This is a genomic window from Winogradskyella sp. KYW1333, assembly GCF_003335675.1.
Taxonomy (GTDB): domain Bacteria; phylum Bacteroidota; class Bacteroidia; order Flavobacteriales; family Flavobacteriaceae; genus Winogradskyella.
In genome coordinates, this window is sequence record NZ_QPHL01000016.1 from 299672 (window position 1) to 323150 (window position 23479).

A 23479-nucleotide genomic window follows, 5' to 3' on the forward strand; every position below is an offset into this window, starting at 1 on the left:
AACAAGTGAATTTTAGCACTTTTTATTAACAATATTTAATATCTTTTTTTTAATAAGTATCTCCCATTTTACTTTGATATAAAATGGTTTTTTAGTCTCTTCGTTTCCAACTATTAATTAAGGTATAGTTTTTGCCTTTTAATTAATATGTTTTATTATTTTTAATGCAGAAAGGAAATTACTATGGATGATAATTTTTCACCAAGAGTTAAGGATGTAATTGCATACAGTAAAGAGGAAGCTTTAAGGCTTGGTCATGACTTTATTGGAACCGAACATTTGATGTTAGGCTTATTAAGAGATGGCAACGGAAAAGCTATTGATATTTTAAATTCACTTGATGTAAATCTAAATCATTTAAGAAGAAAAGTTGAAATTTTAAGCCCAGCAAATCCAAATATTGTAACCACATCTAACGAGAAGAAAAACCTACATTTAACTAGACAGGCAGAACGTGCCTTAAAGACAACATTTTTAGAAGCAAAACTATTTCAGAGCACTTCTATAAATACAGCACATTTATTGTTGTGCATTTTAAGAAATGAAAATGACCCTACAACAAAACTTTTAAATAAGCTTAAAGTAGATTATGATAACGTAAAAGAAGAATTTAAGTCAATGATTACAAGCGAAGACGATTACATAGAAACACCAAAGTCAGAATCATTCTCTGACGACGAAATAAACGAAGAAGAGGAAGCGAAACAGAATCCATTTGGATCAGGGCAATCAGGCAAAACAAATAAGAAGTCTAAAACACCTGTATTAGACAATTTTGGTAGGGATCTGACAGTTCTAGCTGAAGAAGGTAAACTTGATCCTGTTGTGGGACGTGAAAAAGAAATACAGCGTGTATCACAAATATTAAGTAGACGTAAGAAAAACAACCCACTATTAATTGGAGAGCCAGGAGTTGGTAAATCTGCAATTGCTGAAGGTCTTGCCTTGCGTATTGTAAAACGTAAAGTTTCAAGAACTTTGTTTAATATGCGTGTAGTGACTTTAGATTTGGCAAGCTTGGTTGCTGGAACAAAATATAGAGGTCAGTTTGAAGAGCGTATGAAAGCTGTTATGAACGAACTTGAAAAGAATGATGACATTATTCTTTTTATAGACGAAATTCATACCATCGTTGGAGCTGGAGGTGCAACGGGAAGTTTAGATGCTTCTAACATGTTTAAACCTGCCCTAGCCAGAGGCGAAATTCAATGTATTGGAGCAACTACATTAGATGAATATCGTCAATATATTGAAAAGGATGGTGCTTTAGAGCGTCGTTTTCAAAAGGTAATTGTAGAACCTACAACCGTAGAAGAAACTATCGAAATATTGAACAACATTAAAGGTAAGTATGAAGAACACCATAATGTTGATTATACCGATGAAGCAATTGAAGCTTGCGTAAAGCTTACAAATAGATATATGACAGAGAGATTCTTACCGGACAAAGCAATTGATGCTTTAGATGAAGCAGGCTCTAGAGTTCATATCACCAATATTGACGTACCAAAACAGATTATAGAATTAGAAAAGAAATTAGAAGAAGTCCGGGAAACTAAGAATAGTGTTGTTAAGAAGCAGAAGTATGAAGAAGCTGCTAAACTAAGAGATGATGAAAAGCGTCTTGAAATAGATTTAGCTTCGGCACAGAAGAAATGGGAAGAAGAAACCAAACAACACAGAGAAGTTGTTACTGAAGATAACGTGGCTGACGTTATTTCTATGATGACAGGAATACCTGTTAACAAAATTGCTCAAACTGAGCTTAATAAGCTCGCACAATTACCTGAACTTATTAAAGGAAAAGTAATTGGTCAAGACCAGGCAGTAGCCAAGATTGTAAAAGCAATACAAAGAAATAGAGCCGGTCTAAAGGACCCTAATAAACCAATAGGTTCATTTATATTCCTTGGTCAAACGGGTGTTGGTAAAACACAATTGGCCAAAGTGTTAGCACGTGAGTTGTTTGACAGTGATGAAGCACTTGTTAGAATAGACATGAGTGAATACATGGAGAAGTTCGCTATATCAAGATTAATCGGTGCACCTCCAGGATATGTAGGTTATGAAGAAGGTGGCCAGCTAACTGAAAAGATTAGACGCAAGCCTTATGCAGTAGTATTACTAGATGAGATTGAAAAAGCTCATCCTGACGTCTTTAACATGCTTTTACAAGTATTAGATGATGGATACTTAACTGATAGTCTTGGTAGGAAAATAGATTTTAGAAATACCATAATAATCATGACATCTAATATTGGTGCAAGAAAGCTTAAAGATTTTGGTACTGGAGTAGGTTTTGGAACTTCTGCACAACAAGCACAAGAATCTGACCATGCGAAAGCTGTTATTGAAAACGCTCTGAAGAAAGCTTTTGCACCTGAATTTTTAAATAGAATTGATGACGTAATCGTATTCAATGCTCTTGAAAAAGAAGACATCAATAAAATTATTGATATAGAATTGGTTAAGCTAGTTGATAGAATTCAAGATTTAGGATATACATTAAAACTAACTGAATCTGCTAAGGATTATATTGCTGACAAAGGATTTGATAAACAATATGGCGCAAGACCTTTAAACCGTGCGATTCAAAAATATGTTGAAGATGCATTAGCAGAAGAAATAATTGGCGCAAAGATTCAAGAAGGTGATACAATCACGATGGATTTAGACAAAAAGAAGAATGAATTGAAGATTCAAATTAAGAGTTCGAGTAAAACCACGGAATCCTAATATTTTCTCAGAACATTTTATAAAGCTCCTTTATTTAAAAGGAGTTTTTTTATCTTCATACTGAATTAATGAAGATATGAGAGCATCCCTAACCCTCCATTTTTGTGACATATCTATTTACGATAACTACTTGGTAGTTGTTATGCATGAAGGTACAAATGTTTTGCCGGAAAACAACAAAATACTTCTTGAAGTCGCAAACGAATATTTTAAAAACCAAGCTTTTGTCTACATTACGCATAGAATAAATTCTTATTCTGTCGATCCTCAAATATATCTTGAAACGGCTAAAATCGAAAACCTTAAAGGTTTTGCGGTTGTTTCTAATGTTTATAAAGCTAAAAGTAATGCTGAAGTTGAAAAAATGTTTTTTAACAAGCCTTTCTGTATTTTTTCAGAATTAAATGAAGCCGTTGCCTGGGCTAATGAATTGGTAAATCAATAGATATATTGAGTATCTAACTTTTTAGTCCATAATTGTTCAAAAACAATTCTTCAACCTCAATATCTACATCTTTTAAAAATTGAATTGATGCCTCTATATCGTCATGTAGCACCTCATCAACTTTAATAAATGGAACGACTTTTCTGTAATGTTCTAAAAAAGATTCTAGAAGTGGTGATGTTTTTAAAGGTCTTCTAAATTCAATTGCTTGAGAAGCATTCATTAACTCAATAGCTATAACCCTCTCAACATTTCTAATTAATGTATATGCCTGAGTTGCTGCATTGGCACCCATACTTACGTGATCTTCTTGCCCATTACTTGAAACAATGCTGTCAATACTAGCAGGAGAAGCCAATTGTTTGTTAGCACTAACAATACTTGCAGCTGTATATTGAGGAATCATAAAGCCAGAGTTTAAACCTGGATTATCGACTAAGAATGCTGGTAACCCTCTTAAACCAGAAACTAATTGAAAAATTCGTCTTTCTGAAATATTACCAATTTCAGCCATTGCAATCTTTAAGTAATCAAGTGCAAATGCTAATGGTTGTCCATGAAAATTTCCTCCTGAAATAATTAGATCCTCTTCAGGGAAAATATTAGGATTATCTGTTACTGAATTAATTTCGGTTAGAATAACTTTTTCTACAAAGTCTAAGGTATCTTTTGTGGCACCATGTACTTGAGGTATACACCTAAACGAATATGGATCTTGCACATGTTCTTTTTCTCTTTTAATCAATTCACTACCATCAAGTAATTCATTAAATCGCCTGGCTACTTTCCATTGTCCAGGATGTGGTCTTACAGAATGAACCAAATCGTGAAATGGATCCAATCTACCATCAAAGGCATCTAATGATATTCCGGCAATTATATCAGCCAGGTATGATGTCTTATGAGACATAAGGAGTAGATATACGCCATAAGCACTCATAAACTGGGTGCCGTTTAACAATGCTAATCCTTCTTTTGCCTCAAGTTTAATTGGTTCCCAATTAAACTTATGTAAAATCTCTGTGGCTTCGTATTCATCATTGTCATGCACTACCCTTCCCTTACCAATTAATGGCAAAGCCAAATGTGCAAGCGGTGCCAAATCACCTGATGCACCAAGTGAACCTTGAGTATACACAAAAGGAAAAATATCGTTATTAAAAAATTCTATTAGGCGCTCTATTGTGTCTAACTGAACACCACTGTGACCATAGCTCAATGACTGAATTTTTAAAAGCAACATTACCTTTACAACTGACTCAGGCACCTTTTCTCCAGTTCCACAAGCATGTGACATTACTAGATTTTCCTGCAGTTTGGTAAGATCTTCATTAGAAATTTTCACATTATATAATGAACCAAAACCTGTATTTATGCCATATATTGGCTTTTTATTGCTCATTAGTTTATTATCTAAATAGGTCTTGCTCGCTAGAATTTTTTGCTTTAACTCATCTGATAATTTTAGCTTCTTATTATTCTGAAAAACGTTATAAATAGTAACAATATCAAGAGGTTTTGAAGAAATTATATGGTATTGATTCATGTTGAGTAGTTAAATAATATTCAAAATTGAGAATAATTTTAAAGACTTCCACAAATTGTTAATAATTAGTGAGATTGGTTAATCCTTTATTAAATCTTTATATTTAGTCGAAATAAAACCCCATTTATGAAACAATTATTAATACTTGGACTTGCATTATTATTAATTACTTGTAAGGAAGAACCAAAAGATTACGCAACCATATCAGGTAAAATCGAGAATTTTAATGAGACCCAATCCATCAGAATATTTCAAGGTAGAAACTATAGTAAAATTATCAATTTAAATGATGATGGATCTTTTAAAGATACATTGAAAGTAGAATCGGGTGATTACAATTTTCAACATGGTAATAAATATGGTCAAATTTATTTGGAAAATAATTTCGAATCCTCGTTTACGACAGATTATGAATCATTTGCTGAATCGATAGTTTATGAAGGCGATGGATCAGATATAAATAATTTTACTGTAAAATCATTTTTGATTTCGAATGAGCACTTTGACTCCAATCTATTTTCAATGGGCACACAAGAAGATTTAGATAATGCACTTAATAATTATAATAATGCATACAAAGCATTAAAAGAAAAGTATTCTAAAGTTGATTCAACCCATTTCGCAAGTGTAGATGAAAATGTTGAGCGTACAGCAAAACAGATTTCAAATTATGTAAGTTCGAGACTGGCGATGCGTGCAAATTTCCCAAAAGGTAGTTCATCTCCTGTTTTTACGGACTATGAAAACTTTAAAGGCAACAATACCTCTTTGAAAGATTTAAAGGGTAAATACGTTTATATAGATGTATGGGCGACATGGTGTGGCCCTTGTAAGGTTGAAATTCCTTCTCTTAAAAAACTTGAAAAGCAATTTGAAGATAGAAATATTCAATTTGTTAGTATCTCAATAGATGAAGGACGAGGATATCAAGGTGATAGTGATACGGCCTATGAAGGCTGGAGAAAAATGGTAAAGGACAAAGATCTTGGAGGAATTCAGCTTATTGCTGACAATGGTTTTAATTCTACTTTTATAAAGGATTATAAAATAAACAGTATTCCGAGATTTATTTTAATTGATCCAGAAGGCAATGTTGTTAATGCTGACGCGCCAAGACCTTCAAACCCTCAACTTGTAGAATTACTAAACAGTTTAGAAATTTAAATAATAAAGCTTTCAAATTTTTGAAGGTTTATTTTTATTCCTCCTGTTGCTGTTCACCTTCAGTAGGCGCCTCAGGTTTTTTAAATAAATCAATATAGGCTTCACCTAGGGTATCAATTATATGGCTAGCTAATAAGCTTTGATAGCCATGATCCTCTAATGAAATGTCTGCAGATCTGCCATGTAAATAAACACCAAATAAAGTTGCGGGTATTGGTTCATAACCTTGGGCCATCATTCCAGTAATAACACCAGTTAATACATCTCCTGTACCTGCGGTTGCCATACCTGGATTACCAGTTGTATTGACATATTGTTTGTCTTTATACACAGTTATTGTATTTGCACCTTTAATAACAATAATTATATCATATTTTATTGACAGAGATCTTACTTTGCTAAGTTTATCAAAGTCATCTGTCCACTTACCTACTAATCTTTCAAGTTCTTTAGGATGAGGTGTTATAATTGTTCGGGTAGGTAATAATTTTAGCAACGATTTCTTTTTAGAAATAATATTAATTCCATCAGCGTCAATAACTAACTGTTTTTTATTCTTTTTCAGAAAAGCCTCGAAAGCCTTAATTGTAATATCGTCAGTACCCATTCCTACACCAATTCCAATAACGTTTGGATCAATGTTAAATGAAATATCAGTAATATGATTCTCATCCTTATCGGTAATTACCATGGCCTCAGGAAGTGAAGACTGTAAGCTATCATAACCACAATTAGGCACATATGCCGTCACCAGTCCTGCTCCTGAACTCAAGCAAGCCTTGCTTGCTAAGTTCACGGCACCAATTTTACCACGACTCCCGCCTATAATAAGTGCATGCCCAAAGTCTCCCTTATGGGCAAATTTATCTCTAGGCTGATAAAGTGGTAAAACCTCAAACTTGGAAATTAATTCAGATTCTGTTTCCGTTTGCATCAAGTAATCCCTATCAATACCTATATCCAAAACTTCCCACTGTTCTGTAAATCTGGCTGTTTCTGGTAAAAAGAAAACTAATTTAGGAGATTGAAAACTTAGGGTGTAATTTGAATATACTGCGGCATTTTTATTATCAACTGCCTTGTCTGTATACAATCCAGATGGGATATCTATAGATAACGTAAATGCCTTTGAAGCCCTAAATTTTTGAAACAATTCCTGGACCCAATCATCTAGAGATCTATTCAATCCAATACCAAATACTGCATCTACAATAATATCGTCTTGATGAATTTGAGGAAAGTCGGCTACGCTTGTCATCATTTTTGGCCAATCTTTAGTTACATTCTTAATTCTTTCGTAGTTAATTAAGAAATCTTTAGATCGTTTATTACTATAATTTACAATATAGGTAACGACATTATATCCATGCGTAATTAAATGCCTAGCTAAAACCAGACCATCACCACCATTATTTCCTATACCACAAAACACGTGAATGGGTACTTGCGCTCCTTGCATGCGCATATGGATCCAATTAAATATTTGGTTCCCAGCACGTTCCATTAGGTCCGTTGAAGATATATTTTGCCGTTCAGTAGTTAGTTTATCCCCTTCGTAAATTTGTTCTTTTGAAAATAATTTCATCTATGTAATCTATATCAGTAAAAGTAGGTTAGCAATTCATTGATTATAATACAATTTGTGCTTGTTTCTTTTCAGTTTTCTTAAAAAGAAATATGCTTTTCTCATAATTCCTCAAAAAATTACAATTTGTTTTTTAATTGTCCTAAAAATAATACATTTGACCAGTAATGAAGAAAAAAATGCACATATCAAAGAACGCACTAGTCTTGTCTAACTGTGCCTCAATTTCTGTTTATTTTATTTCTACTATTATTACCCTTAGGGGTAATTTGTAATATGCACTTCGTACCAATTATAGTCTATTTAGACATTCTATTTTCCATTAAATAACAAATTATGAAAGTTCTAAAATTCGGAGGAACATCTGTAGGTTCAGCTGAAAATATTAATAAAGTAATATCCATTTTACAACAACAAAGTAAATCATCAAAAATTGTAGTTGTTGTTTCTGCAGTTGGTGGTATAACTAACAAACTGATCGAAGCCGCTGAATTGGCCTGTGAAAAAGATTCTGATTATATCAATAAATACAATAATATTTGGTCAATTCACAACAAGGTAATTGAAGGATTATTTATTAATCCAGAAAATGACAATGAAATTCAGCAACAACACGATGTATTGCATGAAATTATTTCTGACAAATTATATGAACTTAGAAGTTTACTTGATGGGATATATCTTATTAATGAACTATCTCCTAAAACTAAGGATAAGCTTTTGAGTTATGGCGAATACTGTTCTTCTACTATTATAAGCTATACATTAAGATCAAGACATATTGATGCTCAATTAAAAAATTCACAGGAATTAATTGTTACAGATTCAAATTTCAATAACGCTCAGGTAAATTTTACAATTACCAATAAAAATATTCACGATTACTTTAAGAATAGCGAACCTTTAATAACAATTCTTCCTGGCTTTATCTCTAAATCTGTGAGTAATGAAATTACTACACTTGGTAGAGGTGGTTCAGATTATACCGCGGCAATTATCGCGGCAGCTATCGATGCTAATGAATTACAGATATGGACAGATGTAAGCGGTATGTTTACAACTAATCCAAAACTTGTTAAACAGGCCTCACCAATAACTGAGTTGTCGTATCAAGAAGCAGTAGAATTATCACATTTTGGCGCAAAAGTGCTTTACCCACCAACTGTTATGCCTGTACTAAGGAAAAAAATTCCAATTGTAATTAAAAATACAATGGAACCAGAAGCTACAGGCACAACGATTACTCTAGATAAAAAACCAAATGGTATCTCTCCTGTAAAAGGTATAAGCAATATAGATGGTATTGCACTATTAACATTACAGGGTAATGGTATGGTTGGTATACCTGGATTTAGTAAACGTCTGTTTGAAACTTTAGCTCAAGAAAAAATCAATATAATCTTAATTACTCAAGCTTCTTCTGAGCATTCTATCTGCTTTGGAATTTCGAAAAATGATGCATCTAAGGCTAAAAATGCTATTGACGAAGCATTTGAGTTTGAAATTACATTACAGAAATTAGACCCAATTGTTGTTGAGACCGACCTCTCAATTATTGCTGTTGTTGGTGATAAAATGAAGAGTCATCAAGGAATTAGTGGTAAGATGTTTAGTACCCTTGGTAAAAACAATGTAAACATTAGAGCTATTGCTCAAGGTGCGTCAGAGCGAAATATTTCAGCAGTAATCCACAAAAATGACGTAAAAAAGGCACTCAACAGTTTACATGAACAATTCTTTGAACTAAGAACTAAGCAAATTAATCTTTTTATTACGGGTGTTGGGAATGTTGGTGAAAGATTAATAGAACAAATAAAACAACAAAAATCATATTTAAAAGAAAATTTTAAAATAAACCTTAGAGTTACAGGACTATCAAATTCTAGAACTATGGTTGTTGATGATGATGGAATATGCCTCAAAGATTGGAAATCAACTTTAGTAAATGGAGAAAAAGCAAGTCTAAAAGGTTTTTTCGATCATGCTAAAAAGTTAAATCTAAGGAATTCGGTCTTTGTAGATATTACTGCCAATTCAGACGTGGCTAATATCTATCCACAATATTTAAAAGAAAGTATATCGGTAGTAGCATGCAATAAAATTGCATGTTCCGACAACTTTGATTATTATAGTGAACTTAAGAACCTTTCTAGAAAGTATAATGCTTCATTTTTATTTGAAACCAATGTTGGTGCAGGATTGCCTGTAATCGATACCCTAAACCATTTAATTACATCAGGTGACAAAGTCAATAATATAAAAGCAGTTTTATCTGGTAGTCTTAATTTTATTTTTAACAATTTCAATGCAAAGACTACATTTCATAATATTGTAAAACAGGCACAGACTGAAGGATATACTGAACCTGACCCTCGAATTGATTTAAGTGGTGCAGATGTAGCTCGTAAAATTTTAATATTAGCTAGAGAAAGTGGTTATAAAATGGAGTTGTCTGATATTAGGAGTAAAAATTTTCTAACCGAAAACGCAATTAAGGCCAATACAGTTGAGGACTTTTTCAGTACTTTAGATGATGATGAGTCTCATTATCAAAGTCTATACAAATCTGCTAATGCAAAAAACTGTCAATTAAAGTTTGTAGCAGAATTTAAGGATGGTAAGGCACAAATTGGTTTAGAAGAAATTCCTGAAGGACATCCATTTTATAATCTGGAAGGAAAGGACAATATAGTTATGTTCTTCACTGAGCGTTATCCAGAACAACCTATGATTATCAAAGGTGCTGGTGCTGGTGCAGATGTTACAGCCTCTGGATTGTTCGCAGATATAATCAGAATAGCTAATAATTAACCATGAATGAAATTAAAATTTTCTCACCAGCAACCGTTGCAAATGTAGCATGTGGATTCGATGTATTAGGATTCTGCCTAGATTCTATAGGTGATTACATGGTTATTCGAAAAACTACAGAAAAAGGCATTAAAATCACAAAAATTGAAGGATTTGATTTACCGTACGAAACTGAGAAAAATGTTGCTGGAGTTTCTGCACAGGCCTTATATAATGATCTAAGACCAGAATGTGGTTTTGAAATAGAAATCCATAAAAAAATTAAGCCTGGAAGCGGAATTGGTAGTAGTGCGGCAAGTGCCTCTGGAAGCGTTTATGGTATAAATGAATTACTTGGTAGACCATACGATAAAACACAATTAACCTATTTTGCAATGCAAGGTGAAGCACTCGCTAGTCAATGTGAGCATGCAGACAACTTGGCACCTGGTATTTTTGGAGGGTTTACACTGGTGAAGTCCACTAAACCACTAAAGATATTACCTCTACCCACCCCCTCTGATTTGTTTGCAACTCTTATTCATCCCCAAATTGAAGTAAAAACAGTAGATTCTAGGGCTGTATTGCCAAAGGTGGTCCCATTAGAAAATGCCATAACACAATGGGCAAATGTTGGTAGTTTAATTCATGCATTGCATACTTCAGATTATGATTTATTACAAGAATCACTAATTGATGTAATAATTGAACCACATAGAAAAAAACTTATTCCTTATTTTGAGGATGTAAAAGCAAATGCATTGAGAGCTGGTGCTCTAGGATGTGCAATTTCTGGTTCAGGACCTTCAATATTTGCCTTGTGTAAAAGATTGGAAACTGCCGAACAAGTTGAGGAAGCCATGCATAATGTCTATTCAAAATCAGGCATTGCATTTGAAACCTATGTTTCTAAAATTAATATTGAAGGTATTAAAATTGTAAAATGAAATATTACTCATTAAATAAAAAAGCACAGGATACAAATTTCAAGGAAGCTGTTGTTAGAGGATTAGCGCCAGACAAAGGATTGTATTTTCCAGAATCAATTACGCCACTTCCAAAGTCTTTTTTTGATACCATTGAAGAAAAATCAAATGCAGATATCGCTTTTGAAGCCATAAAGCAATTTATAGTTCCTGAGATACCAGAAGATATTTTAAAAACAATTGTAGAAGAAACTCTCAATTTTGATTTTCCGGTTGTAAAATTAAATGAGCAAATATCAACATTAGAATTATTCCATGGTCCAACTATGGCTTTCAAGGATGTAGGCGCACGTTTTATGGCGAGATGCTTGGGCTACTTTAACAAATCAAATACTAATGAAGTAACCGTGTTAGTTGCTACTTCTGGTGATACTGGAGGTGCGGTTGCCAATGGTTTTTTAGGAGTTAAAGGTGTTAAAGTGGTAATCCTATACCCTTCTGGTAAGGTTAGTGAAATTCAAGAAAAACAATTAACCACTCTCGGTCAAAATATTACAGCTTTAGAAGTAAAGGGTGTTTTTGATGATTGTCAAGATATGGTTAAAAAAGCTTTCATAGATAAAGAATTAACCAGAAAAATGCAATTGACTTCGGCTAACTCAATAAACATAGCTCGTTGGCTACCTCAGTTATTTTATTATCTAATTGCATACAAACAACTTAAATCTAAATATAATTCAGTCGCCTTCTCCGTACCTAGTGGTAATTTTGGAAATATCTGCGCAGGTATGGTCGCTCAAAAATTAGGTTTACCAGTAAAGCATTTCATAGCATCAAATAATGCAAATGATACCGTTGTCAATTATATGGAAACCATGACTTATGATCCAAAGCCATCGGTACAGACAATAAGTAATGCTATGGATGTGGGCAACCCTAGTAATTTTATTAGAATTCAAGAATTACATGATAATGATTTTAATGCTTTAAAATCCAATTTAACGTCCTATAGCTATTCAGATGATGAGACCAAAGAAGCTCTCCTAGAAATTTTTAATAAGTATTGTTACATTGCTGATCCTCATGGTGCTGTTGGTTATTTAGGCGCAAAGAAATATTTAAAATCAAATGAAAACGATCATGTCGTATTTTTAGAAACTGCTCACCCTACCAAGTTTTTGGATGTGGTTAAAGAAGTAATAAAAGAACAAATTCCTTTACCACCACAGATAAAGGCTATAATGGACAATGAAAAGAAAGCTATATCTATTAGCAATTATGGTGAATTTAAGCGTTTTTTACTTGCCTGATTTATACAAATAATTGTCTCAAAATAAACTTACTTATATTTTTACATTATAATTTTTTATCATTTTTAAAAAAAACAATAATTATTTATTTTTTTATTTCTGGACCTAAAACTTACAGGTACTGGCTATCTTCCAAATAATAACCAAGAATTATTAATGTACCGTAAAACATTTTAGAATCGAGAAAGTCAAAGTTAAAAGTTATAGCTTCTTCAAACATCTTCTTTCTCCAATGAATTAGAATAATTACATTTATATGCAATTAATCCTGAAAGCACATGAAAATTGTATTTACATTACTTAACTACTTTTCTTGTTTTTTAATTCTAACCGCCCAAACTTATACTTTGGTTACTGGCTTAGATGCTGCACTTGAAGAGACTTCAGGATTGCTTTATCTCAATAACACTGTAATCACTCACAACGATTCTGGTAATTCAAATCAACTATTTGATATTAATACCACCGATGGTTCAATTACAAGAACAGTTACTATATCAAATGCTACAAATGTAGATTGGGAAGATTTGGCTTATGATGATACGTATATTTATATTGCTGATATTGGAAATAATACAGGTTCGAGAACAGATTTAAAAATTTACCGTGTATTACGCTCTGATTACGTCAATAACACAAGTGTTATTGCAGAAATTATCAATTATAGTTATAGCAATCAAGTAGACTTTACACCTAGCGCTTTTGCAACGAATTTTGATGCAGAGGCTTTAATCCATTTTAATAACAAACTCTATATTTTTACAAAAAACTGGATTGATGCAAAAACCAATGTATATGAATTATCAAAAAGTCCTGGGACACATTCTGCCACATTAGTAGATTCAATAGATTCTCAGGGATTGATTACAGGGTCTTCATATAATAGTATCAACGGAGATGTAATGCTTTGTGGTTATGATGGTCTTGGTTCATTTTTATTACAATTAAGCGATTTTAATAGTGGGATTTTCTCAAACGGAACTTTATTAAAAACGGCTATTGCTATACCAACAAATTACTCCCAGCAAACTGAAGGAATTACATTCTATAGAACAGATGAATACTACATTAGTGCTGAAAAAGCTTCAAGTGATTTGAACGGTTTATATAGCTTCAACATAGCTACGTTATCAGATACTGAGTTTAATGATAGTCAAATAAGTTTTTACCCTAATCCTGCTGAAACAGAATTAATTATAAATAAGAAGAATTGTACAACAGAAATTTACACCCTAACCGGTAAACTTATAAAAACAACATCAAAGTCAAAAATTGATATTTCAGAATTATCTAAAGGTGTTTATCTGATTAAAATAAAGGATTCTAATAATGGGTATTTAACTAAACAATTATTAATAGATTAGTTTAGAATCCTAACCAACAGTTCTTTGAGTAAATCCCCTTGAGGTACTGCACTAGCGCCAACCCCCTTCCCTTTTACATCAAAATCTCTCAATAAAGCAATAACCGTACTCACTTTTTTCATCGGATAATTACGTGCGGCTGTTAAATATTCATTAACAAAATAGGGATTAATTCTCAGGGCTGATGCCACACTTCGTGGTGTTTTATCATTCATTCCATGCAAGTGTAATAACTGGGAGAAAAAGCTAAATAACAACGAAATAGTAACAACCATTGGGTTATCCTTTGGGTTATCCGCAAAATACTTGGCTATACGATGCGCCTTCACTATATCTTTATCTCCAACAGCCTTGCGTAACTCAAAATTATTGAAGTCCTTACTGATTCCAATATTTTCTTCAATATGCTCTGGTGTTATTTGAGTTCCCTCAGGTAATACAATTTTCAGTTTATTAAGTTCATTGTCAATTTTACTCAAATCTGTTCCTAAAAACTCAACTAGCATTTGTGATGCCTTGGGTGAAATATTGTAATTCTGTCCTGCCAATATTCTTCTAATCCACTCAGCAACTTGATTTTCATATAGTTTTTTGCTTTCAAAAACAAAACCTGTTTTATTTAAGGTTTTATATAGTGCTTTACGCTTGTCTAATTTTTTATACTTAAAGTTAATTACTAGAATGGTCGTTGGTTGAGGGTTTTCAGCATAACTAGCCAATTTTTCAATTGTTCTACTTAAATCTTGTGCCTCCTTAACGATTACTACCTGGTAATCTGCCATCATAGGAAATCTCTTTGAATTACTGATAATATCATCAATAGTCACATCCCTTCCATACAGCACCATTTGATTAAAACCTTTCTCAGCTTCATCTAAGATATTATTCTCTATAAATTCTGAAATCTTATCGATATAATAAGGCTCCTCACCCATTAAAAAATAGATGGGTTTAAGATTACCATTTTTAATCTCAGATACTAATTGTTTAACCTCCTTCAATTGCAGATACTGTATTATTTATTAGTTAAAATTTCGACAGAAAATTAACTTTAAATATTTTTAAAATTATAATTTTGTTAGGTGCAAGATCTTAACTTTCCAAAGTTTAAATACCGTCTCAAAAGTAAAGAAAATAAAGTTTCTATTTTTGATGTTATTAGGAAAAAATTTATCATTCTTCAACCAGAAGAATGGGTAAGACAACATTGTATTCATTATTTGATAAATACCAAAAAATACCCAAAATCTTTGATTAATGTTGAGAAGGAATTAGTTGTTAATGGATTAAAAAAACGATACGACATTGTAATTTTTAATTCTGATGGTAGTATACATTTAATAGTAGAATGCAAATCGCCTTCTATTGATATTTCTCAATCTACTTTTGATCAGATTGCCAGATACAATCTAGCATTGAATGCTTCTTATATAATGGTAACAAATGGTTTAAATCATTATTATTGCCAAATGGACCTTGTTGGGGAACGATATACATTTTTAAAAGATATCCCGAGTTACAAAGAATGGTGAAATACGGATTAAATGACATAGCGATAGTTATAATTAATTGGAATGGTCAAGACCTTCTTGAGCGTTTCCTTCCTCAGGTAGTGGACTATTCAAAGGGATCTAAGATCTATCTTGCAGATAATGCCTCAACAGATGATTCAGTAGAGTTTGTTAAGGAGCGTTTTCCTAGCATTAAAATAATTCAGAATCAAACAAATGGTGGATATGCTAAAGGGTATAATGATGCATTAAAACATGTTGATGAGCCTATATTATGTCTACTTAATAGTGATATTGAAGTTTCTGAGAATTGGTTGGTTTCGATAAATGAGGAATTTAATTTAGATAATAATATTGCCATAATTCAACCTAAAATATTAGACTACAATAAAAGGGAGTACTTTGAATACGCTGGTGCTGCTGGTGGTTTTATAGATAAATATGGTTATCCTTATTGCCGTGGCAGAATATTTGAAACCATTGAACAAGATAAAGGCCAATACAATGATAATTGTGAGATTTTTTGGGCTTCTGGCGCATGTTTCTTCATTAAGAATGATGTTTTTAAATCCTTAAATGGTTTTGACGAATCCTATTTTGCACATATGGAAGAAATAGATTTGTGCTGGCGTTCATTTAATAATGGACATATTGCTAAATTTGTAGGAGATTCTTGTGTTTATCATGTTGGTGGTGCAACTTTAAAAAACACCAATCCTAAAAAAACATTTCTCAATTTTAGAAACAGCCTTTTCACACTTGCAAAAAATACAGACAGCAAACTATTAGGTAGAATACTTACAAGGATGTTTCTTGATGGATTGGCGGCTATTAGATTCCTATTTCAGCTTAAGCCTTTATTTTTTATTGCGGTATTAAAGGCACACTTTGCATTTTACCTTAGCTTAAGTCGAATTTTAAAAGTAAGAAGCATATCATCAAAACGACCAGATTATTTTAAGAAAAATTCAATTGTATGGTCTTATTTTATCGAAAAAAAGAAAACTTTTTAATTGTTTATAAAACTGTTAAAAAATTTGTTAATCCGTGTAGTTCCCTGTTTTCTTTTCTATAATTTTGAGCAGTTATATTTATCAATTTAAACATAATACTGATTATGAAAAAACTAATGTTATTAAGCATTTTTTCAATGGTGCTATTAGCATCTTGTGTGTCTAAAAAAGAATACCTAGCACTTGAGGAGAAACAGAAGGAAACAGAAGATTTATTGAATTCTGCAACGGTAAAATTAAATAAATGTCTTTCTGATGCGGCGGCAGCAAACGCAAGAGTTGAAACGATGAAAGATCAGTTATCTGATTTACGTAAAGCAAATCAAGATTTAATTGATACCAAAGGAAATTTAACCACGTTAACACAAAAAGGTGCGGAAAATCTTGAAAAATCTCTTGAAAGCTTAAAAGAAAAAGATTTAAAAATTTCTCGTTTACAAGATGCCTTGACTAAAAAAGATAGCGTAACACTTGCAATAGTATCTAGTTTAAAGAAAGAAGTAGGAATAAACGATCCTGATATTGAAGTAAATGTTGAAAAAGGTGTTGTGTTTATTTCTATTGCTGATAAGCTTTTATTCAAAAGCGGTAGTTACAACGTAACGGATAGAGCTAAAGAAGTATTAGGTAAAGTCGCTAAAGTCATTAATAGCAAACCTGATTTTGAAGCAATGGTAGAATCACATACAGATAACAAATCTTACAGCAAACCTCCATTACTAGATAATTGGGATTTGAGTGTTAAGCGTGCAACTTCGGTTGTTCGAGTTTTGGAAGAACTGAAGGTTAATCCTCAACAACTGATCGCAGCAGGTCGCAGTTATTATGTACCATTAGTAGAAAATGATACAGCTGAAAACAGAGCAAAAAACAGACGTACACGAATTATTGTATTACCAAAAATTGATCAGTTCTATGAAATGATAGAACAAGAAATGAAAAATCTTTCTGCTGAAAATTAATATAAACTTATATTATAATATAAACCCGATACTTCCGTATCGGGTTTTTTAATTTTAGAGATAAGTCTTTAATAATCTCAGGTAACAAGGCAATAGCAGTCAATACCACGTCATTGCTATTTTTACTATTACTACCAGTGTTTTCAACTATTACCTTAATTGTTTTATTTTGAGAAGATTTTGTTTTTGAAGTATTAGGGTTTCTAACCGTAACTACATAATTTTCTGTTTCTTCTTTGAAATTTTCTTTAGCAATCCTATAAGTTGCTTCGATTCCATCATCTTAAATGCCTGCTTAAGCATTAAGCCATCTTATGCATTAAATCTATCAGCATAGGATCAATAAGGAAAGTAATATTATGTTTTAGTATTGAATCAGAACTAATTGAATATTCATCAACCATGAAACTGATAAGATTTTCAATAACGACTGATTTTGTTTCAATATTCTGTTGTTGTGCAAAACTTGTGCTAAATATCGTTAATACTATAATAAATTGGAATAATGTTTTCATCTGATTGGCATTTAAAGTTTACATAAAACTATAAGCCAATACCAGAAATTAATAGATAAAATGAGTAAACTATGAATCTGATTGAGTTAACTGTCCAAAACCATTTTTACGGTTTTATTACGCTGTATTTTCCCATTAACCGTTTCAACAAACTTATCCGTTACATAGATTTCCTTAGGAATTTCAAACTTTGTGAGATCTCTAAGATGCTTAATTCTATTGGCAATAGAATCTTTAGAGTCCCTTGGATTTTCAATGATGAGTACTAATTTTTCACCTAAAGTACCGTCGTCTTCTCCAGCTAGGATAAATCTTTCATCAATTACTGGCTGAAATTTTTTCTCTATTTGCTCCGGAAAAAGTTTAACACCACCTGAATTTATAACATTATCAAATCTGCCTAATAGTTTAAAGCTAGTATCTGACTTTAAATCCACAATATCATTAGTTACTAACGCTTCTTCTACTAATTTTGAAGCATTGATAACTAGACAATTCCGCTCGTCCTTATTAAATGAAATATTAGGTAATGCATTAAAAAACTCTTCACCTGTTCCAGATGTTGACTCCAATCTACGAACGGCAACATGAGTTACAGTTTCTGTCATTCCATAAGTTTCATAAAACTTGGAACTACTATGTTTTATTTGTTCTAATAAGGGTTTGGTAATCATAGAACCACCAACTATAATGGTCTTAATGTTTTGTGTGTAATTAATAGTGTGCTTTAATTGCAATGGGATCATTGCGCAGAAATCATATTTCTTTTCATAGTCAAAAATAGGACGTGCACTAGGCTTAACACAATCAATCTCAAGGCCTAATATAATAGCCCTAACCAACATCATTTTACCAGCAATATAATGACTCGGTAAGCAATCCAAAGCAGTATCTCCAGGTTCTAAACCAAAATAATCTCCTGTTGCAATGGCGGAATTTACCATTGCCTGTTTTTTTAATTTTATGGCCTTAGGTTGACCCGTCGAACCTGACGTAATAACATATAAAAAATCATCTTGATTTAACCAATCAATCAAAAAATTTCCGGTTACCTTTTCATATGGTTCACCCTCTTTAATTAAGCTGTAAGCAACTTCTTTTAAGTCTTCATAACTAAAATGAAGTCCGTTTAGCTTAAATCGGTTATGTATTTTATTATATTTTGGTGTCATGTATTCTATTCAATGATTTTATAGTCTTCTTTTGGCGGCTCAGTAACCTTACCTAATAATCTTTCCTTCCAATTACTCCATCCATACATTTTAGACAAGATAAATAGTAGTATTGGAAAAATGACAAATACAGGCACAATAATATCTACAAATGTAGCCTCAGTAGGATCTGACATATCCTTAAATATAGAATATGTTTTAAATGCCGTCCAATCTGCAGTAACTAGCAAAGCCGTAAACAAGTTGTTCGCCGCATGAAATCCAAGAGCTAGCTCCAACCCTTCATCCATTAAGGTAACAATCCCCAAAAATAAACCTGTACCTATATAGTATATCATAATGATGTAACCCAACTTATCAACCTCTGGATTAGCTATATGTAATAATCCAAAAACTAATGAAGTAAATAATAATGGAAACCATCTATTCTTTGTTACAACGCCTAATCCCTGCATTAAATACCCTCTAAACAAATATTCCTCACAGCTTGTTTGGAGAGGTACCATAATTATTGCTATTATGCAAAGAATTAAAAACTTTGATAGATTAAAATTCAAAACATAATCGTCAGGTGCCATAAAATAGTCCATTAGAACAAATCCTGATGATATTATTCCCCAACCAAAAAATATAGTCCAAAAACGCTTCCAATCAATCTTTTCCCTTGCTGTGGTTAGTTGGGTAAGACTCATTTTATGGAGATATTTATTAACCAAAAGAAGCCCCAATAAACCAAAAGCAAAAGACAGTAGCATTAAGAATAGATTTAGGTTTGGCTCTAAAATTGTCATTAATGTAGTTTCATCCAATTCAAAAAACGACATACCTTGGTTACTTGCTTCAACAATCGCTGCTACGGTAAATGGTATTTGACCAATAATTACAAATACTATTACAATTATTGTTCCTACAAAATATCGCCATCCATCATGTAATCCCTTAAACGCCTGTTGTATATAGTCCATATTCATAAATTAAAATTCCAATCTTGATTAGTATTATAACGCAAAGTACCATTTTTTACCGTTAATGGCGAAACAAAATTATTTGTAAATAGGCCACCAGTACCTAATCCCTGAGGCATTTTATTCTCTAAAGTGTATGTCCACTGAGCGATAGCATTTAATCCAATATTACTTTCTAATGCACTTGTTACCCACCAATTAATGTCATTATCATTAGCCAAATTTATCCATGCACTACTTCCTTTAAATCCGCCAATTAAACTGGGTTTTAATATGATGTATTGAGGCTTAATATCTTGAAGTATAACTTTTTTTCTATCTCGGCAGAAGACACCAATTAATTCTTCATCAAGGGCAATAGGAATTGGTGTAACATCACATAAACTAGCCATTTCATCATATTGGCCTGGTTTTATGGGTTGTTCAATTGAATGAATCTTATAGTCTGATAGATTTTTCAGTTTTTCCAAAGCCTCATGTGTTGAGAAAGCTCCATTTGCATCGACCCGTAGTTCAATATCAGATTCTGAAAATTCCTTACGAATAGATTTAAGAATATTCAGTTCGGTTTGAAAGTCAATTGCTCCAATTTTCAACTTAATACAGTTAAAACCAGAATCTATTTTTTCTGAAATCTGAATGCGCATAAAATCCTCACTTCCCATCCAAACTAGTCCATTAATAGGAATGGAATCTAAACCCTTTGTGAAGGCAGACGGAAATAATATAAACTCATTGCTACTACCCAATGAAATAAAGGCTATTTCTAAACCAAATTGGATACTTGGATATTCCTCTAACTCCGTAATCAATACCTCTAATCCTAGATGGATATTTTCACAAGCCCATTTAAGCTTTTCTTCGTAATCAGGTCTATCATCAATTGACAATCCTCTTAAAATACCACACTCACCTATTCCAATTTTACCATTATCTTCAAGTTTAATAAACCAAGTTTCTTTAATATTCATGATACCTCGAGAGGTACCACTTGGCTTTTTGAAATTTAAAATATACTTGAAATAGTTAGCATGCATTGACCTAAAAATTATGATGTATACTTAATTGAATTTGACCTTTGCCCCAATTCACAGTCTTCTGATTCATCCATCCAAATTGAAACCTTATTTTTGGATTCAATACATATCCCATCCCAAGATAGGTACGGTTTCTATCAAATAATTCAACCGTTCTAGAATCACCTATATCAGTCTGCCCATTGATGAAGAGTTCATTGTAAAGTGCTATATAAAAGGCTTTTGGTGACAAATCACTCTTATTTAAAGGGACATTTAAAAAAAGATTATACCTATATCTTGTCCTAAAATCTTGATCCTCAACAAATCGTTGTTCAAACCTAAAACGATGTGTTAGATAAACACGATTACCTAGCTTTTGTGGAATTAAAGCCTCTTGATAAATTCGACTTTCAGCTGAAGTTTCATCACTATTACCATATTGCCCTGTTGTAATATTTCCATATCCCAAGGTAAAAGTAACGCCTACGTTCTTAGGTGTGTAGGTAAGACCAGATCTGAGCAATAACTGTTCTTTATCCCCAAGACCTTGCCAATCTCGATATTGAAAGTCACCTTGAATGCCAAATTCACTATTATTAAATTTATGGCTATAAAAATACATATACCATGCACCAGTCTGAGATTCATCAACTTGTGCAGATAGACCAAATACATTGGCAATTAAAATGAATACAAGTAATTTTAACTTCATATAAAATGGGTTATTTTTGAAATACAAAAATACGTAACTCACGTTTCTAAATAAAAAAATGCCAGATTTTCCTAACATAATACTATACGCTATTCCATTCTTTATTTTAGCAATGTTGCTAGAACTCTATGTTACCATTAAAATGGGTATAAAGACCTATGAGCCAAAAGACGCTTTTTCTTCTATTGCAATGGGTTTGGGCAATGTGTTTTTGGGATTTGGCAGTAAAGCACTTGTACTTTTAGTATTCTTCTGGGTTTATGATAGTTTTAGATTATTAGAAATACCTATTGTTTGGTGGTCATTTGTATTGTTGTTCTTTGCTGATGATTTTGCCTATTATTGGTTTCACAGAATTTCGCATGAATGTAGGTTATTTTGGGCATCGCACGTAGTACATCATTCCTCTAAACACTATAATCTCAGTACTGCACTGAGACAAACTTGGAGTGGTGGATTTTACACTTTTATATTTTGGTTGTGGTTACCCTTATTAGGGTTTCATCCTGCCATGATAATGCTTCAAATGTCAATAAGTTTATTGTATCAATTTTGGATACACACAGAGGCAATAAATAAAATGCCAAAATGGTTTGAGGCTATATTTAATACACCGTCTCATCATAGAGTTCATCATGGAAGCAACCCTATTTATCTTGATAGAAATCATGCAGGCATATTGATTATTTGGGATAAATTGTTCGGTACATTTCAACCAGAATTAGAAAGTGAAAGAGTAAATTATGGGTTGGTTAAAAACATAAATACCTTCAACCCAATAAAAATTGCCTTTATTGAATGGGTATACATGTTTAAAGATGCATTTAGTGGTAATAAATCCATAAAAGATAGGTTGCAATATCTCATCAAACCACCTGGATGGAAGCATGATGGTACTGGTAAAATAAGCGATGAACTTAGAGAAGAGTGGCTAGAAACTAATTCTAAACAATGACATTTAAAGATAAAGTAATATGGATTACAGGTGCATCAAGCGGAATTGGCAAAGCACTTGCTGTTGAACTATCTAAAAACAATTGCAAATTAATTCTTTCAGCTAGACGTGGTGATGTATTGAATGAAGTTAAGAAGGAATGTTCAAATAACCATAATATAGAAGTATTACCATTTGATTTGGCAGATTATCAGAACATGCAAGAAATATGTAAAGAGGCAATTAATTACTTCAGTAAAATTGACATTTTAATCAATAATGGTGGCATAAGTCAACGTTCTCTGATAATAGACACTGACATTTCTGTAGACAAAAAACTAATGGAAATTGATTATTTAGGAACGGTTGCATTAACAAAAGCCTTATTGCCTCATTTTATACTAAATAAATCAGGTCATTTTGTTACAGTGACGAGTTTAATGGGAAAATTTAGCTCACCTTATAGATCTGCTTATTGTGGTGCTAAACATGCCTTACATGGTTTTTTTGACGCTTTAAGAATGGAGCATCAAAAGGATAATATTAAAGTAACAATGATCTGCCCTGGATTTGTGAACACAAATATTGCTCGAAATGCTTTAACTGGAGACGGATCAACACAAAAACAACAAGACGAAGCAACAGAACAAGGGCTTTCAACAAATGTTTTTGTAAAACGGATGATTAAAGCAATTAAGAAAGAAAAATTTGAAGCCTATATAGGTAGAGGTGAAACCAAGGGAATATACCTTAAGAGATTTTTCCCAAAGCTACTGCACAAAATGGTAATGAAAAGTCAAGTACGGTAGT

General features: G+C 32.5%; 20 protein-coding genes. 12 read left to right on the forward strand and 8 right to left on the reverse strand.

Annotated elements, in window-relative coordinates:
* The first annotated feature begins 183 nt into the window (after nt 1-183).
* Together DUZ96_RS08925 and DUZ96_RS08930 are read left to right on the forward strand one after the other, a co-directional pair.
* Nucleotides 184-2736, forward strand: coding sequence for an ATP-dependent Clp protease ATP-binding subunit (locus DUZ96_RS08925; protein ID WP_114301589.1), 2553 nt, complete (start codon nt 184-186; stop codon nt 2734-2736).
* Between the two features lie 142 nt (nt 2737-2878).
* The gene (locus DUZ96_RS08930; RefSeq protein ID WP_258774356.1) at nt 2879-3181 is read left to right on the forward strand and encodes a hypothetical protein; all 303 of its coding nucleotides are present in this window, start codon (nt 2879-2881) and stop codon (nt 3179-3181) included.
* Between the two features lie 13 nt (nt 3182-3194).
* On the opposite strand, the gene hutH is transcribed toward DUZ96_RS08930, so the two are convergent.
* Entirely contained in the window at nt 3195-4727 is a 1533-nt protein-coding gene (gene hutH / locus DUZ96_RS08935) for a histidine ammonia-lyase (protein WP_114301591.1), read from the reverse strand.
* A 126-nt stretch (nt 4728-4853) separates the two neighbouring features.
* Here hutH and DUZ96_RS08940 point away from each other — a divergent pair, with 126 nt between their 5' ends.
* Complete coding sequence (locus tag DUZ96_RS08940; RefSeq protein WP_114301592.1) at nt 4854-5891, forward strand: TlpA disulfide reductase family protein; 1038 nt, start codon at nt 4854-4856, stop codon at nt 5889-5891.
* 34 nt (nt 5892-5925) lie between these two features.
* Here the strand turns inward: DUZ96_RS08940 and DUZ96_RS08945 are convergent, their stop codons facing one another.
* On the reverse strand, nt 5926-7476 hold the full coding sequence (locus tag DUZ96_RS08945; protein WP_114301593.1) for an NAD(P)H-hydrate dehydratase: 1551 nt from the start codon (nt 7474-7476) through the stop codon (nt 5926-5928).
* Nucleotides 7477-7812: 336 nt separating this feature from the next.
* On the opposite strand from DUZ96_RS08945, the gene thrA reads away from it, so the two are divergent.
* The 4 genes from thrA to DUZ96_RS08965 all read left to right on the forward strand — a co-directional run bounded on the left by thrA (nt 7813) and on the right by DUZ96_RS08965 (nt 13866).
* Entirely contained in the window at nt 7813-10287 is a 2475-nt protein-coding gene (thrA, locus tag DUZ96_RS08950; RefSeq protein ID WP_114301594.1) for a bifunctional aspartate kinase/homoserine dehydrogenase I, read from the forward strand.
* A gap of 2 nt (nt 10288-10289) precedes the next feature.
* The gene (locus tag DUZ96_RS08955; protein ID WP_114301595.1) at nt 10290-11213 is read left to right on the forward strand and encodes a homoserine kinase; all 924 of its coding nucleotides are present in this window, start codon (nt 10290-10292) and stop codon (nt 11211-11213) included.
* On the forward strand, nt 11210-12502 hold the full coding sequence (thrC, locus tag DUZ96_RS08960) for a threonine synthase (RefSeq protein ID WP_114301596.1): 1293 nt from the start codon (nt 11210-11212) through the stop codon (nt 12500-12502). The genes DUZ96_RS08955 and thrC overlap by 4 nt, the downstream gene beginning before the upstream one ends.
* Nucleotides 12503-12780: 278 nt before the next feature.
* Nucleotides 12781-13866, forward strand: a complete 1086-nt coding sequence (locus tag DUZ96_RS08965; RefSeq protein WP_114301597.1) for a T9SS type A sorting domain-containing protein — start codon at nt 12781-12783, stop codon at nt 13864-13866.
* Here the strand turns inward: DUZ96_RS08965 and holA are convergent.
* Nucleotides 13863-14867, reverse strand: coding sequence for a DNA polymerase III subunit delta (holA, locus tag DUZ96_RS08970; protein WP_114301598.1), 1005 nt, complete (start codon nt 14865-14867; stop codon nt 13863-13865). The genes DUZ96_RS08965 and holA overlap by 4 nt on opposite strands.
* Nucleotides 14868-14948: 81 nt before the next feature.
* Here holA and DUZ96_RS08975 point away from each other — a divergent pair, with 81 nt between their 5' ends.
* From DUZ96_RS08975 to DUZ96_RS08985, 3 genes are all read left to right on the forward strand, one after another.
* Nucleotides 14949-15398 (forward strand): type I restriction enzyme HsdR N-terminal domain-containing protein, encoded by a 450-nt coding sequence (locus DUZ96_RS08975; RefSeq protein ID WP_114301599.1) that lies wholly within the window; start codon nt 14949-14951, stop codon nt 15396-15398.
* Nucleotides 15392-16390, forward strand: coding sequence for a glycosyltransferase family 2 protein (locus DUZ96_RS08980; RefSeq protein ID WP_114301600.1), 999 nt, complete (start codon nt 15392-15394; stop codon nt 16388-16390). The genes DUZ96_RS08975 and DUZ96_RS08980 overlap by 7 nt, the downstream gene beginning before the upstream one ends.
* A gap of 104 nt (nt 16391-16494) precedes the next feature.
* Nucleotides 16495-17352, forward strand: a complete 858-nt coding sequence (locus DUZ96_RS08985) for an OmpA family protein (protein WP_114301601.1) — start codon at nt 16495-16497, stop codon at nt 17350-17352.
* A 302-nt stretch (nt 17353-17654) separates the two neighbouring features.
* Here the strand turns inward: DUZ96_RS08985 and DUZ96_RS08990 are convergent, their stop codons facing one another.
* From DUZ96_RS08990 to DUZ96_RS09010, 5 genes are all read right to left on the reverse strand, one after another.
* The gene (locus DUZ96_RS08990; RefSeq protein ID WP_114301602.1) at nt 17655-17867 is read right to left on the reverse strand and encodes a hypothetical protein; all 213 of its coding nucleotides are present in this window, start codon (nt 17865-17867) and stop codon (nt 17655-17657) included.
* An 86-nt stretch (nt 17868-17953) separates the two neighbouring features.
* Complete coding sequence (locus tag DUZ96_RS08995) at nt 17954-19039, reverse strand: AMP-binding protein (RefSeq protein WP_114301603.1); 1086 nt, start codon at nt 19037-19039, stop codon at nt 17954-17956.
* A 5-nt stretch (nt 19040-19044) separates the two neighbouring features.
* The gene (locus DUZ96_RS09000; protein ID WP_114301763.1) at nt 19045-20004 is read right to left on the reverse strand and encodes a CPBP family intramembrane glutamic endopeptidase; all 960 of its coding nucleotides are present in this window, start codon (nt 20002-20004) and stop codon (nt 19045-19047) included.
* A 2-nt stretch (nt 20005-20006) separates the two neighbouring features.
* Nucleotides 20007-21041, reverse strand: coding sequence for an o-succinylbenzoate synthase (locus DUZ96_RS09005; RefSeq protein ID WP_114301604.1), 1035 nt, complete (start codon nt 21039-21041; stop codon nt 20007-20009).
* A gap of 4 nt (nt 21042-21045) precedes the next feature.
* Nucleotides 21046-21735: a DUF2490 domain-containing protein gene (locus DUZ96_RS09010; RefSeq protein ID WP_114301764.1), complete on the reverse strand. Its 690-nt coding sequence runs from the start codon at nt 21733-21735 to the stop codon at nt 21046-21048.
* 58 nt (nt 21736-21793) lie between these two features.
* Here DUZ96_RS09010 and DUZ96_RS09015 point away from each other — a divergent pair, with 58 nt between their 5' ends.
* Together DUZ96_RS09015 and DUZ96_RS09020 are read left to right on the forward strand one after the other, a co-directional pair.
* Nucleotides 21794-22690 carry a sterol desaturase family protein gene (locus tag DUZ96_RS09015; RefSeq protein ID WP_114301605.1) on the forward strand — a complete coding sequence of 299 codons (897 nt, stop codon included), beginning with the start codon at nt 21794-21796 and terminating at the stop codon, nt 22688-22690.
* On the forward strand, nt 22687-23478 hold the full coding sequence (locus tag DUZ96_RS09020; RefSeq protein ID WP_114301606.1) for an SDR family oxidoreductase: 792 nt from the start codon (nt 22687-22689) through the stop codon (nt 23476-23478). Before DUZ96_RS09015 ends, DUZ96_RS09020 begins: the two co-directional genes overlap by 4 nt.
* Nucleotide 23479 lies beyond the last annotated feature (1 nt).

What these genes read in the sequence shown, in the direction of transcription:
- thrC (WP_114301596.1), top strand. Translation starts at nt 11,210, where the DNA reads ATGAAATATTACTCATTAAATAAAAAAGCACAGGATACAAATTTCAAG.
- DUZ96_RS08945 (WP_114301593.1), bottom strand. Translation starts at nt 7,476, where the DNA reads ATGAAATTATTTTCAAAAGAACAAATTTACGAAGGGGATAAACTAACT.
- DUZ96_RS09000 (WP_114301763.1), bottom strand. Translation starts at nt 20,004, where the DNA reads ATGGACTATATACAACAGGCGTTTAAGGGATTACATGATGGATGGCGA.
- thrA (WP_114301594.1), top strand. Translation starts at nt 7,813, where the DNA reads ATGAAAGTTCTAAAATTCGGAGGAACATCTGTAGGTTCAGCTGAAAAT.
- DUZ96_RS09005 (WP_114301604.1), bottom strand. Translation starts at nt 21,041, where the DNA reads ATGCATGCTAACTATTTCAAGTATATTTTAAATTTCAAAAAGCCAAGT.
- hutH (WP_114301591.1), bottom strand. Translation starts at nt 4,727, where the DNA reads ATGAATCAATACCATATAATTTCTTCAAAACCTCTTGATATTGTTACT.
- DUZ96_RS08925 (WP_114301589.1), top strand. Translation starts at nt 184, where the DNA reads ATGGATGATAATTTTTCACCAAGAGTTAAGGATGTAATTGCATACAGT.
- DUZ96_RS09020 (WP_114301606.1), top strand. Translation starts at nt 22,687, where the DNA reads ATGACATTTAAAGATAAAGTAATATGGATTACAGGTGCATCAAGCGGA.
- DUZ96_RS08940 (WP_114301592.1), top strand. Translation starts at nt 4,854, where the DNA reads ATGAAACAATTATTAATACTTGGACTTGCATTATTATTAATTACTTGT.
- DUZ96_RS08980 (WP_114301600.1), top strand. Translation starts at nt 15,392, where the DNA reads ATGGTGAAATACGGATTAAATGACATAGCGATAGTTATAATTAATTGG.
- DUZ96_RS08995 (WP_114301603.1), bottom strand. Translation starts at nt 19,039, where the DNA reads ATGACACCAAAATATAATAAAATACATAACCGATTTAAGCTAAACGGA.
- DUZ96_RS08930 (WP_258774356.1), top strand. Translation starts at nt 2,879, where the DNA reads ATGCATGAAGGTACAAATGTTTTGCCGGAAAACAACAAAATACTTCTT.
- DUZ96_RS09010 (WP_114301764.1), bottom strand. Translation starts at nt 21,735, where the DNA reads ATGAAGTTAAAATTACTTGTATTCATTTTAATTGCCAATGTATTTGGT.
- DUZ96_RS08965 (WP_114301597.1), top strand. Translation starts at nt 12,781, where the DNA reads ATGAAAATTGTATTTACATTACTTAACTACTTTTCTTGTTTTTTAATT.
- DUZ96_RS08990 (WP_114301602.1), bottom strand. Translation starts at nt 17,867, where the DNA reads ATGAAAACATTATTCCAATTTATTATAGTATTAACGATATTTAGCACA.
- DUZ96_RS08955 (WP_114301595.1), top strand. Translation starts at nt 10,290, where the DNA reads ATGAATGAAATTAAAATTTTCTCACCAGCAACCGTTGCAAATGTAGCA.
- DUZ96_RS08985 (WP_114301601.1), top strand. Translation starts at nt 16,495, where the DNA reads ATGAAAAAACTAATGTTATTAAGCATTTTTTCAATGGTGCTATTAGCA.
- DUZ96_RS09015 (WP_114301605.1), top strand. Translation starts at nt 21,794, where the DNA reads ATGCCAGATTTTCCTAACATAATACTATACGCTATTCCATTCTTTATT.